General features: G+C 69.7%; 10 protein-coding genes. 5 read left to right on the top strand and 5 right to left on the bottom strand.

The features are described from left to right. Positions 1 to 264: 264 nt before the first annotated feature. The gene (locus TRAD_RS07645) at positions 265 to 867 is read left to right on the top strand and encodes a response regulator transcription factor (protein ID WP_013178031.1); all 603 of its coding nucleotides are present in this window, start codon (positions 265 to 267) and stop codon (positions 865 to 867) included. Positions 868 to 1362: 495 nt separating this feature from the next. Here TRAD_RS07645 and TRAD_RS07640 read toward each other — a convergent pair whose 3' ends face one another. Next, positions 1363 to 1656, bottom strand: coding sequence for a hypothetical protein (locus tag TRAD_RS07640; RefSeq protein ID WP_013178030.1), 294 nt, complete (start codon positions 1654 to 1656; stop codon positions 1363 to 1365). A 229-nt stretch (positions 1657 to 1885) separates the two neighbouring features. Here TRAD_RS07640 and TRAD_RS07635 point away from each other — a divergent pair, with 229 nt between their 5' ends. Beyond that, complete coding sequence (locus TRAD_RS07635) at positions 1886 to 4753, top strand: tetratricopeptide repeat protein (RefSeq protein ID WP_013178029.1); 2868 nt, start codon at positions 1886 to 1888, stop codon at positions 4751 to 4753. Positions 4754 to 4807: 54 nt separating this feature from the next. Here the strand turns inward: TRAD_RS07635 and aceA are convergent, their stop codons facing one another. Next, positions 4808 to 6094, bottom strand: coding sequence for an isocitrate lyase (aceA, locus tag TRAD_RS07630; RefSeq protein ID WP_013178028.1), 1287 nt, complete (start codon positions 6092 to 6094; stop codon positions 4808 to 4810). 63 nt (positions 6095 to 6157) lie between these two features. Further along, positions 6158 to 7711: a malate synthase A gene (gene aceB / locus TRAD_RS07625; protein ID WP_013178027.1), complete on the bottom strand. Its 1554-nt coding sequence runs from the start codon at positions 7709 to 7711 to the stop codon at positions 6158 to 6160. A 320-nt stretch (positions 7712 to 8031) separates the two neighbouring features. On the opposite strand from aceB, the gene adhP reads away from it, so the two are divergent. The 3 genes from adhP to TRAD_RS07610 all read left to right on the top strand — a co-directional run bounded on the left by adhP (position 8032) and on the right by TRAD_RS07610 (position 11216). Next, positions 8032 to 9054, top strand: coding sequence for an alcohol dehydrogenase AdhP (gene adhP, locus TRAD_RS07620; RefSeq protein ID WP_013178026.1), 1023 nt, complete (start codon positions 8032 to 8034; stop codon positions 9052 to 9054). Positions 9055 to 9187: 133 nt separating this feature from the next. After that, on the top strand, positions 9188 to 10708 hold the full coding sequence (gene adh, locus TRAD_RS07615; protein ID WP_013178025.1) for an aldehyde dehydrogenase: 1521 nt from the start codon (positions 9188 to 9190) through the stop codon (positions 10706 to 10708). Positions 10709 to 10799: 91 nt separating this feature from the next. After that, on the top strand, positions 10800 to 11216 hold the full coding sequence (locus TRAD_RS07610; protein ID WP_013178024.1) for a DUF779 domain-containing protein: 417 nt from the start codon (positions 10800 to 10802) through the stop codon (positions 11214 to 11216). Positions 11217 to 11224: 8 nt separating this feature from the next. On the opposite strand, the gene TRAD_RS07605 is transcribed toward TRAD_RS07610, so the two are convergent. Then, on the bottom strand, positions 11225 to 12814 hold the full coding sequence (locus tag TRAD_RS07605; protein ID WP_013178023.1) for an ABC transporter permease: 1590 nt from the start codon (positions 12812 to 12814) through the stop codon (positions 11225 to 11227). A 111-nt stretch (positions 12815 to 12925) separates the two neighbouring features. Further along, positions 12926 to 13915: an iron ABC transporter substrate-binding protein gene (locus TRAD_RS07600; RefSeq protein WP_013178021.1), complete on the bottom strand. Its 990-nt coding sequence runs from the start codon at positions 13913 to 13915 to the stop codon at positions 12926 to 12928. Positions 13916 to 13935: the final 20 nt, after the last annotated feature.

The following is a 13935-nucleotide window of genomic DNA, read 5'->3' as shown; positions in this document are numbered from 1 at the left end:
TCGGCTGCACGCTAAAGAGCGTCGCCCTGCACGCAACTCGAGGCGCTGCAGCAGCGCCTCGCGCACGGCTTGGATCACGCCGAGACGCGCGCGTTGTCCGCCGTGGTGTGGGTCGTGGTGTGTGGGCGGGGGATACGGGGACGACAGACCGTACCGTGAGCGCCCAGCGCCACGCTTCGTCGCCGCGAGGGGCGACTACGGGTCGGGTACGACGACGGGTGCGGGGGCGCGGGCTGCGGCAGCGAGTAGCGCAAGGAGGTCAGCGTGAGCGAAACGGGCGACGGCGCCCCGACATCCAGTCCTGCACCGCGCAAGCTGCGGGTGCTCCTCGCCGACGACCACCCGCTCGTGCGCTCCGGCATCCGAGCGACCCTCGCCGGGGAGGCGCACATCGAGCTCGTCGGTGAGGCGACGGACGGTTTCGAGGCGCAGCGCCTCTGCGCCGCGCAGCAGCCGGACGTGCTGCTCCTGGACCTCAGCATGCCCGGCCCCTCGCCCCTCGAGACGCTCGCCGCGGTCCGCGCCCGCGCCCCCCGCACCCGCGTGCTCGTGCTCACCGCCTACGACGACGACACCTATGTGCGCGGGATGGTGAGCGCGGGGGTCGACGGCTACCTCCTCAAAGACGAGGCCACCGAGGCGCTGCTCCAGGCGCTGACGGCGCTCGCTCGGGGCGGCACCTATTTCAGCCGGGCGGTGGTGCAAAAGCTCGTCGACGGCAACGATCGGGCGCCCTCCCCGACCGACTTCACCCCCCGCGAGGTCGAGATGCTTGTGGGCATCGCCCGCGGTTGGGACAACCGCCGCATCGCCGCCGAGTTCGACCTGGCTGAGCAGACCGTGCGCAACTACATCTCGCGCATCTAAGACAAACTCGGGGTGCACTCGCGCGCCGAGGCGGTGGTGTGGGCGCGCAAACAGGGTTACGCCGAGGAGTAGCCGCCTCCTCCGGTGGCGGGGCCCAGCTACTCGCGTTTCGTTTCAGCCGAGGGGGGCGTCTACAGGGTGCCAGCGACGCGCGGGCGCTCTGCACGATGGGTAACCAACAACTGCGGGCAACCGAAAAACGCCGTGTCACTCCCGTGCTGAGCCGTGGCGTCGGCGCTGTGAGCGCGGTTAGGGGTGCCTTAGCGGCGCGCCCCGCGAAGACCTGGTCACGGCGGGCAAAAAAAGAAGCTTTGAGAGGATCTCCACCGGGGGGCAGCGGGTGTGGAGCTCTACCCTCAAAGCTTGCGCTAAGTATACAGCAGGGCGCAGAGGTGTGTAAAGCCCAGCTTACAATCTTGGGCTTCACGAAGCCTTAATGCTCGAACCCCGCGGGCGTGTCGTCACAGCACAGGGGTGAAGGCTACGGGGCGGGCGTCAGCAGACGAGCGGCCGTGAGCTGCTGGCCGCGCGCCCGAGCCGCGCCCGCTCGACGCGTTGGGCGGTGTCGTCGCGCAGCGCTTCGATGTCCTCGGCGATCCGCTGGAGGTGCCCGTGCTCCCCCTCGGCGGCGGCGAGCTCAAAGTCGAGCTCGAGCGAGCGGGTGTAGTGCTCGACGAACTCCGCCATCTCGCGGTCGCCGGTCAGGCGGTATTCGCACAGCAGCCTACGAATGGTCCGGACGTCGGCTTCGTTGCGCGCACGCAACTTGGCAAGCTGTTTTGGCGTCACAACTTCCTCCTTATCCCGTCGGCCCTGGTTGGAGCACGCTCCAACCCCAAACGTAGCATACGCCCTATTAAAGCAGGGGGAGGGGGGGATGAGTAGAGAAAGGGGTACTGGTGCTTTAAGTATTTGGGTACCACATCGGCCGCCAGAGCGACGCGCCGTGCGGTCTAGCGGTGTACTCCGCTCGAGGTAGACAGAGGACGTCACTACACAAAGCCGCCATGATACGGCTATGACCACGCAGATGCAAAAGCGCCCTGCGCCCGCCGAGGAGACCCCTTGGCTCGCGCTGCTCGCGCCGCTCCGCGAGCGCCTGGGGACGCGCGACGCTTGGGGAAAAAAGGGGAGCCTGCGCTGGCTCGAGCGGGCTGTGGTGGCGCGCGGCGGGCGCGGGGGGAGCGTCCGCAACATTCTCTACAAAGACCTCGGGTCGTTCGAGGAGAAGCGTCGGCTCTTCGACCTCCTGCGCGAGCTCTACGCCGAGGCGGGCCTCCCCACGCCCGACGAACCCGAAGCGCTCCGCAGCGCGGGGGCAAAGCGGCTTTTGGGGCGTGACAAACGCCTGCACTTTGCGCGCTTCGTGCGCGAGGTGCGCGCGGGGGCGCGGCCGCAGCTCGTCGTCGTCGGCGGCGCGGCGACCGGCAAGAGCGTCCTGCTCGAGGGGGTGCAGGCGGCGCTCCCCGAGAGCTTGGTGCTCAACCTCGCCCGCGACCTCTCGCCGGCGCTCTTCGTCCTCGCCGAGACCCTCGGCGTCACTGGCAGCTACAAACGCCTGAGCGCGCAGCTCTCGCCGCAGCAACCCTTTGCGCAGAGCGCAGCCCTGCAAGAGCACCTGCGGCGGGAGCTCGCGGCGCACCTTAACGCTGCCCAGCGCCCCCTGCTGCTGCGCGCCGAGGCGCGCGCGACGCTCGCCGGGGTCGCGCTGCGCGGCGCCGACGGCGCCGAGGTGACGCTCACCACGTGGCTCGAGCCGTTCCTCGTGGCGCTCAAGGTGCCCTACCTCGCCGCGCTCTCCGAACCGCCGCAGCACCTCCCGTACAAACCGCTACGCCCCCCGAGCCGCCGCGAAGCGCGCCGCTTTTTGAGCGAGCGGCTGCCGGGCGCTCCGAGCGACCTGTTGGAGAGCCTGCTCAACCGCGCGGGGCTCAACTACGGCGAGCTGTCGCGGCTCGCGCTGCTCGAGCGCTCGCGCGCGGGCGCGGGCGGCGAGGGGCGGTTGCAGCGCGACCCCGCCCTCCAACCCCTCCTCCAGGCGCTCGCCGCGCTCTCGCCGGAGGCTGACCCGGCGGTTCCCGTGGCGCTCCTCGAAACGCTCCTGGGGCGCCCCCTGACGGCGCTGACGCAAGCCGAAGCGGCGCTCATCGAGCCTCTAGAGGGCGCTTTCGTCAAGGTGACGCTGCGCTCGCTGTTACCCCAAGCGGTCCCTAGGGAGCTGCACCGGCGCGCGTTGGCGTTCTACCGCGGCGGTCCCAACCGCTTCCGCTGGCTCTACCACGCCAAAGAGGCGGGCGCTTACGACGAGCTCGTCGCGCTCCTTAACGAAGACCCCTCGCGCCTCGCGCTCCTGCCAGGGTTGTGGGAGGAGGCGCAAAGCTGGCCTCCCGAGGCGCAGATCGGGCTCGCGTTTGCGGTCGTGCGCTACCGCGCCGTGTTGGGCGACTACACCCACCCCGAGGCGCAGCGCGCGCTGGCGCGGCTTTCGAGCTCTCACGACCCGCAAGCGAGCGCGTGGGCGCGGGTCAAGATGGCCGAAGCCCGCATCGACGAGGGGCGTTTTACCGAGGCGGCGGCGCTGATCGCGGCGCTGCCCCCGCTCTCGGGTGAGGCCGCCGCCGAGCTGCTGCTCGTGCGCGCGGCGCTCGCGCGCTGGCGCGGCGCCTACGCGGAGGCCGAAGCGCACGTGCAGAGGGCGCTCAAGCTACCCATCCCCCCCCTTTTGGAGGACCGCGCGCGGCTCTGGCGCGGGCTCGTGGCCAAGGACGCGGGGCGCTTCGACGAGGCCTTCGAGAGCCTTTCACAGGTCGCTCACAACCCGCTTTTGGTCGGCCGCGCCCGCTACCAGGAGGGGGACCTGCGCACCCGCCTCGGCGACCCGGTAGGGGGGGTGCGCGCCATCTCGGAGGCGCTGCAGCGGCTCGGGAGCAGCGTGTCTAGCGAGGAGCGCGCGCGGGTGCTCGCCCGTTTGGGGACCGCGTTGCGCCTTAGCGGCCGTTTTACGGAGGCGCGCGCGCAGTTCTCGGCGGCGCTCGCGGCGGCCCCCGACCCCTTTACCAAAGCGCGCGTGCAGTCCGAAGCGGCGGTCGTCGAGTCGGCGCAGGCGCGGCCGTGGGAGGCGCTGCAGCTCGCGGCCGCGGCCGACACCTTTTACCGGGGGTACCTCGAGGCGGCGACCACCCGGCTCGAGGAGGCACGCTACCGGGCGCGCCGGACGCGCTACCGCCTCGCGGTCGCCTACTTCGTGTGGGCCACCGGCGACCCCTACTGCCCACCCTTTCGGGGGGTGCAGAGCCCGCTGCGTTCGACCGAGCGCGCCGAGGGGTTGTTGCGCGAGCTTTTAGACGAGGTCGCGCCGCTCGCTGGGAGCGCCGACCGCTACGCTTCGCTCCACCTCGACGTCGCCCGCGCCCTCGCGCTCGTGCTGCCGGCGCCGCAGGCGCTCGCGGTGCTGCGCGGGCTCGAGCACGCGGTCCCCGACTACCTCAAGGTGACCTTGCGCCTCGCGCTTACCGAAGCGTTGCTGCGCGGGCGCGAGACGGCGGAGGCGGCCTCCTACCTCGCCCGCCTGCGCACCCTCCCCCCCGACCCCGGTCTGCGCGCCTGGCGCGCGGCGCTCGAGGCCGAGCTGCTGCTCGACCTCGGTCAGGGTGAGACGGCCGGGGACGTGATCGCCGAGGCGCTCACCCTGCCGCGCGCTTTTCGGGCGCAGCTCGGCCGCGTGTGGGGGCGCTGCCTCGTGGAGCGGGGCCAGGAGGCGCTCGCCGAGCGCTGGCTCAACCCCCACGCCAACCCGACGCTCGCGCTGCCCGAGGCGCTCGCGCTGCGCTTTCACGGCGGTCTGGCGAGCGCGCCGAGCGCCGCGCCCGCCGAGAGGGTGGCCTAGCCAAAAAGCCCCCTTGCGAGGGCTTTGAGCGTTGGCGAAGGCTCGAGCGGCGCGCTAGTGAAACTGCTCCGCTTCGGTCGAGCCGACCAGCGCGGCGGTCGACGCTTGCCCGGCGGTGGCGGTCTGCAGCACGCGGTCGAAGTAACCCGTGCCGACCTCGCGCTGGTGGCGCGTCGCGGTGTAGCCGTCGCGTTCGCGGGCGAACTCCTCCTCTTGGAGCGCGACGTAGGCGCTCATACCGGATTCGGCGTAGCCACGCGCGAGCTCGAAGGTGCGCAGGTTGAGGGTGTGCCACCCCGCCAGGGTGATGAACTGGAAGCGGTACCCCATGGCGCCCAGCTCGCGCTGGAACGCGGCGATGGTGGCGTCGTCGAGGTGGCGCCGCCAGTTAAACGAGGGCGAGCAGTTGTAGGCCAACCCCTTGCCAGGGAAGTGCTCGTGGACCGCCTCGGCGAACCGCCGCGCTTCTTCCAGGTCGGGCGTCGAGGTCTCCATCCAGATGAGGTCGGCGTACGGGGCGTAGGCGAGCGCCCGCGCGACGGAGGCCTCGAGCCCCGGCCGGACGTAGAAGTACCCCTCGGGGGTGCGTTCGCCGGTGAGGAAGGGGTGGTCGCGCTCGTCGACGTCAGAAGTCAGGAGCGTGGCGGCGTGCGCGTCGGTGCGGGCAATCAGCACCGTCGGCACGTCCATGACGTCCGCGGCGAGGCGCGCGGCGGCCAGCGTGCGGATAAAGGTGCCGGTCGGTACGAGCACCTTGCCGCCTAGGTGGCCGCACTTTTTCTCGCTCGCGAGCTGGTCCTCGAAGTGCACCCCGGCGGCACCCGCTTCGATCATCGCGCGCATCAGCTCAAAGGCGTTGAGGGGGCCGCCAAAACCCGCCTCGGCGTCGGCGACGATGGGCGCGTAGTAGTCGGTCGCGGTGTTGCCCTCTAGCTTGTCGATCTGATCGGCGCGCATGAGGGCGTTGTTGAGGCGCCGCACCACGGCCGGGACGCTGTTGGCGGGGTAGAGGCTCTGGTCGGGGTAGGTGTGGGCGGCGAGGTTGGCGTCGGCGGCGACCTGCCACCCCGAGAGGTAGATGGCTTTAAGGCCCGCTTTGACCATCTGCACGGCCTGGGCGCCGGTGAGCGCGCCGAAGGTGTTCACGTAGGGCTCGGTGTGCAGCAGGTCCCAGAGCTTTTCGGCGCCGCGGCGCGCGAGGGTGTACTCGACCTTGACCGAGGGGCGCAGGGCGAGCACCTCCTCGGCGCTGTAGGGCCGCTCGATCCCGCTCCAGCGCGGGTCGGTGGACCAGAGGCTCGCTAGGGTTTGGGCGTCTTGGGTCGTTTGGGGCTGCGACATGGGCTCTCCTTTCGCGTTCGCGCCTCCCTGGCGCGAGGTGCGTGGGGGGTGGGGGATACGGGCCTAGTCGAGGTGCGCGTAAGCGCGCAGGGTCAAAAAGGTTTCGAACTCGGGGTTTAGCACGAGGTGATCGAGCAGCTCGGCCGCCGTTTCGAGGTGCGCCCCTTGAAGGCTGGCCAGCTCCTCATCTTTGAGGCGCCGGTAGAGCGCCTCGGAGACCCGCTCGCCTCCCTCGAGCGTCGCCCCGTGCGTGCGCCACTGCCAGAGCTGCGCGCGCGAGATCTCGGCCGTCGCGGCGTCCTCCATGAGGTTGTGGATGGCGGCGGCGCCCGTACCCGAGAGCCACGCGCTGAGGTACTGCAGCGCCACGTTGATGTTGTTCCTGACCCCCGCCTCGGTCACCGCCCCCCCGGGCACGTCGGCGTTGACGAGGTCCTCGGCGCGCACCGCGACCTCCTCGCGTCCGCGCGCCTTCTGGTGGGGGGCGTCCCCAAGCACCGCGTCGAACTCGGCCATGGCGACCGGGATGAGGTCGGGGTGGGCGACCCAGGTGCCGTCGCACCCCGCCCTAGCCTCGCGGCGTTTGTCCTCGCGCACCTTTTCGAGCGCCCGCTCGGTGACCTCGGGGTCCTTGCGGTTGGGGATAAAGGCCGCCATTCCGCCCATGGCGTGCGCCCCGCGCTTGTGGCACGTTTTAATGAGCAGCTCCGTGTAGGCGTGCATAAAGGGCACCGTCATGGTGACCTGCGCGCGGTCGGGCAAGAGCTTGTCGGGGCGCGCGCGGAAGGTCTTGATAAACGAGAAGATGTAGTCCCAGCGCCCGGCGTTAAGCCCCGCGGCGTGGTCTTTGAGTTCGAAGAGGATCTCGTCCATCTCGAAGGCGGCGGGGAGCGTCTCGATCAGGACGGTCGCCCGAATCGTCCCGCGCGGGATTCTTAGGTAGTCCTGGGCGAAGTTGAAGACGTCGTTCCAGAGCCGCGCCTCGAGGTGGCTCTCGAGCTTGGGCAGGTAGAAGTAAGGGCCCGAACCGCGCTCGAGGAGCTCGTGGGCGTTGCCGAACAAGAAGAGCCCGAAGTCGAAGAGGCTCGCCGAGATCGGCGCGCCGTCTACGTGCACGTGCCGCTCCTCGAGGTGCCACCCGCGGGGGCGCACCACGAGCGTCGCCAAAGCCTCCCCGAGCCGGTAGGTCTTGCCCTGCGCTTCGTGCACGAGCGTCCGCCGCACCGCCGCGGCGAGCGCCCGCTGCCCCGCTAAGACGTTGTGCCACGTCGGCGACAGCGCGTCCTCGAAGTCGGCCATGAAGACCTTTGCGCCCGAGTTGAGCGCGTTGATGATCATCTTGGGTTCGGCGGGGCCGGTGATCTCGACGCGGCGGTCCATCAGGTCAGCGGGCGCCTCCGCGACGCGCCAGTCGCCCTCTCGCACCGCGCGCGTCTCGGGGAGAAAGTCGGGGTCTTCCCCCGCGTCAAAGGCCCGCTGCCGCGCCGCGCGCCGCGCCAAGAGCTCGCGGCGCCGGGTGCCAAACTCGCGCTGGAGCGCCCTTAAAAACTCGAGCGCCCCTGGGCTCAAGACCGTCTGCGCCGCCTCTGGCGTTTTGGCCTGTACCTCAACCGTCACATGCCACCTCCTAGGCCGCAGTATGCCCAGCCGCGCGCGGCCGAGGGGCCGTGTAATCGCCCGGGCGCTACACGCCCCCGTGGTGTAGCTTCGCCAAGCTACACCACCACACCGCGCTCCCGAGCGGCCGCCTCGGCGCACCAACCTAAAACCAACCTCGCCGCGCTACACTTCAGCTCACACCAAAGCGTGAAGCGGGCCTCGCTGGGGAGCTCCTGGCTGGGCTTGCCGGAGAGGAGGTCGCCAGCGCCGAGCGGGCTCGTCGGCCGCTGCCGGGCGTGGCCGCGAGCTGCACCCTAGCCCCTAGGAAGGAGGACGCGATGCCCCAAACGATGAAAGCTGCCGTCGTGCACGCCTTTCACCAACCCCTGACGATCGACGAGGTGCCGGTGCCCGAACCCGGGCCGGGGCAGATCGTGATGAAAGTCGTCGCCTCGGGGGTGTGCCACACCGACCTGCACGCCGCCGAGGGCGACTGGCCGGTCAAACCCAAACTGCCGCTGATCCCCGGCCACGAGGGGGTCGGCTACGTCGCCGCCGTCGGGGCGGGCGTCAAGGGGATCAGCGAGGGGGAGCGCATCGGGGTGCCGTGGCTCTACAGCGCCTGCGGCCGCTGCGAGTTCTGCCTAAGCGGGCGCGAGACGCTCTGCGAGCAGCAGCAAAACGCCGGCTACTCGGTCGACGGGGGGTACGCCGAGTACGTGCTCGCCGACCCCAACTACGTGGGGCATTTGCCGGACGGGCTCGACTTCCCCGAAGCGGCCCCCGTGCTCTGCGCGGGCGTCACCGTCTACAAGGGGCTCAAAGCGACCGAGGTGCGCCCCGGGCAGTGGGTGGCGGTCTCGGGCATCGGGGGGCTCGGGCACATGGCGGTGCAGTACGCCAAAGCGATGGGGATGAACGTCGCAGCCATCGACGTCGCCGACGACAAGCTCGAGCTCGCGTCGCGCCTCGGCGCCGACTACGTGGTTAACGCCCGCGACGCCGACCCCGCCGAGCGCATTCAACGCGACCTCGGCGGGGTGCACGGCGCGCTCGTGACGGCTGTGTCGGCGCGCGCTTTCGAGCAGATCCTCGGGGCCGTGCGCCGCGGCGCGACGATCGCCTTTAACGGGCTGCCGCCGGGGAGCTTTCCGGTTCCGATCTTCGACGTCGTCCTAAAAGGCATCACGCTCCGCGGCTCGATCGTCGGCACGCGCAGCGACCTCAACGAGGCGCTCGAGTTCGCCGGCGCGGGCAAGGTCAAGGCGAACATCCGCACCGAACCCCTGGAGAACGTCAACGCGGTGTTCGACGAGATGCGCGCCGGCAAGATCAGCGGCCGCGTGGTGTTGCAGGTCTGACCCTTACACCCGCGCCCGGCGTTGGCGCTATACTAGAAGGTCTAAACGAACGCCGGCAACAAGGTGCGAGCGGCGCCCCCTGGGAGAGGGGGTCGCCCGAGAAGTCCTCGCCTTTGGACCGAAGGAGGTCCCCATGATCCAGGATGTCGAGAGCCGCGTTTCCCCCCCCGTCACCTTTAAAAAGCGTTACGACAACTTTATCGGGGGCGAGTTCGTCCCCCCCGCGAAGGGCCAGTACTTCGAGAACCCGACCCCGATCACCGGCCAGGTGTTCTGCGAAGTGGCGCGTTCGACCGCCGAGGATGTCGAGCGGGCCCTCGACGCGGCGCACGCCGCGAAGGGCGCCTGGGGCAAGACCTCGGTCGCCGAACGCGCTGCGGTGCTCCTCAAGATCGCCGAACGCCTCGAGGAGAACCTCGAGACGCTCGCCAAGATCGAGACCTGGGACAACGGTAAACCGATCCGCGAGGCGCTCGCGGCCGACCTGCCCCTGGCCATCGACCACTTCCGCTACTTCGCCGGTGCGATTCGCGCCCAAGAGGGGGGGATCAGCCAGATCGACGACGACACCGTGGCGTACCACTTCCACGAACCGATCGGCGTGGTCGGGCAGATCATCCCCTGGAACTTCCCCATCTTGATGGCCGCCTGGAAGCTCGCGCCGGCGCTCGCGGCGGGTAACTGCGTCGTCATCAAACCCGCCGAGCAGACGCCCGTGGGCATCATGCACGTCGCCGAACTCGTCGCCGACCTCCTCCCCGCCGGGGTCCTCAACATCGTGCAGGGCTTTGGCGTCGAGGCCGGCAAACCGCTGGCGAGCTCCCCGCGCGTCGGCAAGGTCGCCTTTACGGGGGAGACCACCACGGGCCGCTTGATCATGCAGTACGCCTCGGAAAACCTCATCCCGGTGACCTTGGAGCTCGGCGGCAAGTCGCCGAACATCTTTTTCGAGGACGTCATGCGCGAGGATGACGCCTTCTTCGACAAGTGCTTGGAGGGCTTTGCGATGTTCGCCCTTAACCAGGGCGAGGTCTGCACCTGCCCCTCGCGGGCGCTCATCCAAAAGAGCATCTACGACGCCTTTATGGAGCGGGCGCTGGCGCGCGTCGAGAAGATCCGCCCCGGCAACCCCCTGGACCCCAACACGGTGCTCGGCGCGCAGGCTTCGAACGACCAGCTCGAGAAGATCCTCTCGTACCTCGACATCGGCAAACAAGAGGGCGCCAAGGTGCTCGCCGGCGGTGAGCGCGCGACGCTCGAGGGCGACCTCGAGGGGGGCTACTACGTCGAACCCACCGTCTTCGAGGGGCACAACCAGATGCGCATCTTCCAGGAGGAGATCTTCGGCCCGGTCGTCTCGGTGACCGCCTTCGAAGACGAGGCCGAAGCGCTCGAGATCGCCAACGACACCCTCTACGGCCTCGGCGCCGGGGTGTGGAGCCGCGACGCCAACACCTGCTACCGGATGGGGCGGGGGATCCAGGCGGGGCGCGTGTGGGTGAACAACTACCACGCCTACCCCGCACACGCGGCCTTCGGCGGTTACAAGCAGTCGGGCGTCGGGCGCGAAACCCACAAGATGATGCTCGCGCACTACCAGCAGACGAAGAACCTGCTGGTCTCCTATAGCGAGCAGCCGCTCGGCTTTTTCTAGCCTCTACGGGCGTGTGGCCTGTGTGTGGGTTACGGGCCACACACCCCGTAACGGCTAGGCGCGTGTAAGCGAGACGCCGAAAAGGAGGACTATGGCTAGTGCAGAGGGTGCAACCGCCCCCCGACGCTTGGAGCGCGTCGCCATCACCCCGCAGGCGGCGGCGCTTTTGAGGCGGCTCGAGGCGCTTCACGGCCCCCTGATGTTTCACCAGTCGGGCGGCTGCTGCGACGGCTCCTCGCCGATGTGTTACCCCCGCGGCGAGTTCAAGGTGGGCGGCTCCGACGTCTTTCTGGGCACCGTCGCGGGCACCCCCTTTTACATGAGCGCCTCGCAGTACGCCTACTGGAAGCACACCCACCTCACGGTGGACGTCGTCAAGGGGCGCGGGAGCGGCTTTTCCGTCGAAGCGCCTGAAGGGGTGCGCTTTTTGATCCGTTCGCGGCTCTTTACCGACGACGAGCTGCAGCAGCTCGCCGCCGAGGGCGACCCGCCGCGCGGCGCCCCCTGACGGGGGCGCTACGACCGCCCTTCACGCCAGAGCAGCAGCCCCCCCGACACCGCCGACACGGCGACGATCGCCAGCGCGTACGGCGCGGCTTGCGCGAAAAAGGCGCCGAAGGTCTTTTGCCACACGTTGGTCGCCAGGGTCTCAAAACCCGTCGGGTGCAAAATCAGGGTGACGGGGAGCTCTTTCATGGTGGTCAGAAAGACCAGCGTCGCGCCGCTTAAGAGCCCGGCGCGAATGAGCGGCAGCGTCACCTCGACGAGCGTGCGCCAGGGGCTGCGCCCGAGGCTGCGGGCGGCCTCCTCGAGGTTGGGGCTTAGCTGCACGAGCGAGGCGCGCACATTGGCGACCGCCTGAGGCAAAAAGAGCACTAGGTAGGCCGTGAGCAGCATCGCGTGCGTCTGGTACAGCGCGGGCACGTAACGCACCCCGAAAAACACGAAGGCGAGCCCCACGACCACCCCGGGGAGGGCGAAGCCGACGTACGAGAGCCGCTCGACGAGCGCGCTCCAGGGCGACGGGTAGCGCACCGCGAGCACCGCGATGGGGAGCGCCGCGACGACGCTTAAAAGGGCGCTCGCGGCGCTTACGCCCACCGTGTTCCACACGCTCGGCCAGCTAAACGTGAGCGCTTGGCCGCCCGCGACGCCCCGCCAGAACCACACCCCGACGACCGAGAGCGGGGCGACGAGCGCCGTACCGACGAGCAGCGTCATTAGGAGCAGCGCGGGCAGCTTCCAGCGCCCGAGCGGCACCGTCGCCGCTTTGCGCCGCACCCCCGACCCGACGCGGGCGACGCGCTTGCTGCCGCGTACAAGCTGGTCGGCCGCCAGGATCAGCACCATCAGCGCCACCAACACGAGGGCGAGCAGCGCGGCGTTGGCGCGGTTAAACGAGTTTTGATACTGCACGAAGATGGCGCGGGTAAAGGTGTCGTAGCGCAGCATGGCCACGGCGCCGAAGTCCGAGAGCACGTAGAGCGCGACGAGCACCGTGCCCGCGGCGATGGCTGGGCGCAGCAGCGGCAGCGTCACGCGCCAGAAAACCCCCCAACGGGTGTGCCCGAGGCTGCGCGACGCCTCCTCCAAGCTCGGGTCGAGCCCCTGCATCCCGGCGCGCAGCGCGAGCAGCAGATAGGGGTAGTTAAAGAGTGTAAGGACGGTAAACGCCCCCCAGAAGCCCTGCGCGGGGAGCCTCACGGGGAGCCAAGCGAGCAGCCCGCCGGTGGCGAACGCCGAGATATAGGCAAACGACCCGACGTAGCTGGGGATCACCAAAGGCAAGGCGGCCAGCACCAGCCACACCCGCCGACCGGGGAGGTCGGTGCGCAGCGTCAGCCAGGCAACCGGCAGCGCGATGACGAGGCTCGCGACCGACACGCTGGTCACCAGCAGCAGCGTGTTCCACAGGATCTGCAAGGTGCGCGGTCGGGTGAGGTAGGCGAGCATCCCCCCCGAGGCGTCCTGGGCGCGCAGCGGCAGGTAGAGCAGCGGCAGGAGCATAAGCGCCGTGACGAGCAGGCTCGGTACGAGGAGCACCAGGGGGGGGCGGCGCGCTCCGGCGGGCCACAGGCGCGCCCTAACGGGTGACGGGGTGTTCACAACGCCCCCCACTTGACGCGGGCGCCCGTGTGGGTACCGACGTCAGCGCTGCCCCGCTTCAGCGCAAGGCGAAAGCGGGCGGCACGCCGCCCGCTCCTGATGCTCCCGCGCTTAAAGGGCACCGACCTCCTCGAGGAGCTCCAGGGTCGCCTCGAGGTCGTCGAGGTTCGAGAGGTCGATCTCGGGTGTCTCGATCTCCTCGAGCGGTACCAGAAGCTCGTTGGTCGGGATGCCGGGGACGAGCGGGTACTCGAACACGGTCTCGGTAAAGTAGGTCTGCGCGTCGTCCTCTAAAAGGTAGGCCACGAACGCCTCGGCGTTTTCGCGCTGGTCGCTGCTCGCGAGCACGCCGACGCCGGCGACGTTGATGAGCGAGCCGACGTCGCCGCCTTCGAAGAGGTGGTTGCGCACCGGGAAGCTCTCGCCCTGCTCCTCTAGAAAGCGGTAGAGGTAGTAGTGGTTGGTGATGCCGGCGTCGATCTCCCCGCGGCCGAGCGCCTCGAGGATAGGGGTGTTGCCCTCGTACGCCCGCACGCCGTTGGCGAGCATCCCCTCTAGCCACTCGCGGGTGCGCGCCTCGCCCTCCAAAAGCCGCATGGCGGTGACGAACGCCTGGAACGAGGCGTTCGTCGGCGCCCAACCGACGCGCCCCTGCCACTGGGGCTCGGTGAGCTCAAAGACGCTCGCGGGCAGCTCGTCCTCGCTGACGCTGTCGGTGTTGTACGCGAGCACGCGGGCGCGGCCCGTGACCCCGACCCAGAGCCCCTCGGGGGAGCGGAAGCGGGCGTCGACGCGCTCCAACAGCTCACCGGGCAGTTCGGCGAAGAGCCCCTCGCGCGCGACCGCCCCGAGCGCGCCGCCATCTTGCGGGAAAAAGACGTCCGCGGGCGAGTTGGCCCCCTCTTCGAGGAGCGTCGCGGCGAGCTCCGCGGTGTTGCCGTAGCGCACGTCGACCTGTAACCCCGTCTCCGCCTCGAAGCGCTCGACCAAGGGGGCGATAAAGTCCTCCGAGCGGCCCGAGTAGACCGTCAGGTCCTGGGCCAGCGCGGCGCCCAACAGCGCCCCGAGCACTACGGCGGTCGTCACCCGAAAAAGCGGCATGCGTGTCCTCCTCGCGCCGA

Source organism: Truepera radiovictrix DSM 17093, from assembly GCF_000092425.1.
GTDB classification, from domain to species: domain Bacteria; phylum Deinococcota; class Deinococci; order Deinococcales; family Trueperaceae; genus Truepera; species Truepera radiovictrix.
Note: the sequence above shows the minus strand (reverse complement) of the source record. Positions and strands in the feature narration are given on the sequence as shown.

What these genes read in the sequence shown, in the direction of transcription:
- TRAD_RS07635 (WP_013178029.1), top strand. Translation starts at nt 1,886, where the DNA reads ATGACCACGCAGATGCAAAAGCGCCCTGCGCCCGCCGAGGAGACCCCT.
- aceA (WP_013178028.1), bottom strand. Translation starts at nt 6,094, where the DNA reads ATGTCGCAGCCCCAAACGACCCAAGACGCCCAAACCCTAGCGAGCCTC.
- adhP (WP_013178026.1), top strand. Translation starts at nt 8,032, where the DNA reads ATGCCCCAAACGATGAAAGCTGCCGTCGTGCACGCCTTTCACCAACCC.
- adh (WP_013178025.1), top strand. Translation starts at nt 9,188, where the DNA reads ATGATCCAGGATGTCGAGAGCCGCGTTTCCCCCCCCGTCACCTTTAAA.
- TRAD_RS07610 (WP_013178024.1), top strand. Translation starts at nt 10,800, where the DNA reads ATGGCTAGTGCAGAGGGTGCAACCGCCCCCCGACGCTTGGAGCGCGTC.
- TRAD_RS07600 (WP_013178021.1), bottom strand. Translation starts at nt 13,915, where the DNA reads ATGCCGCTTTTTCGGGTGACGACCGCCGTAGTGCTCGGGGCGCTGTTG.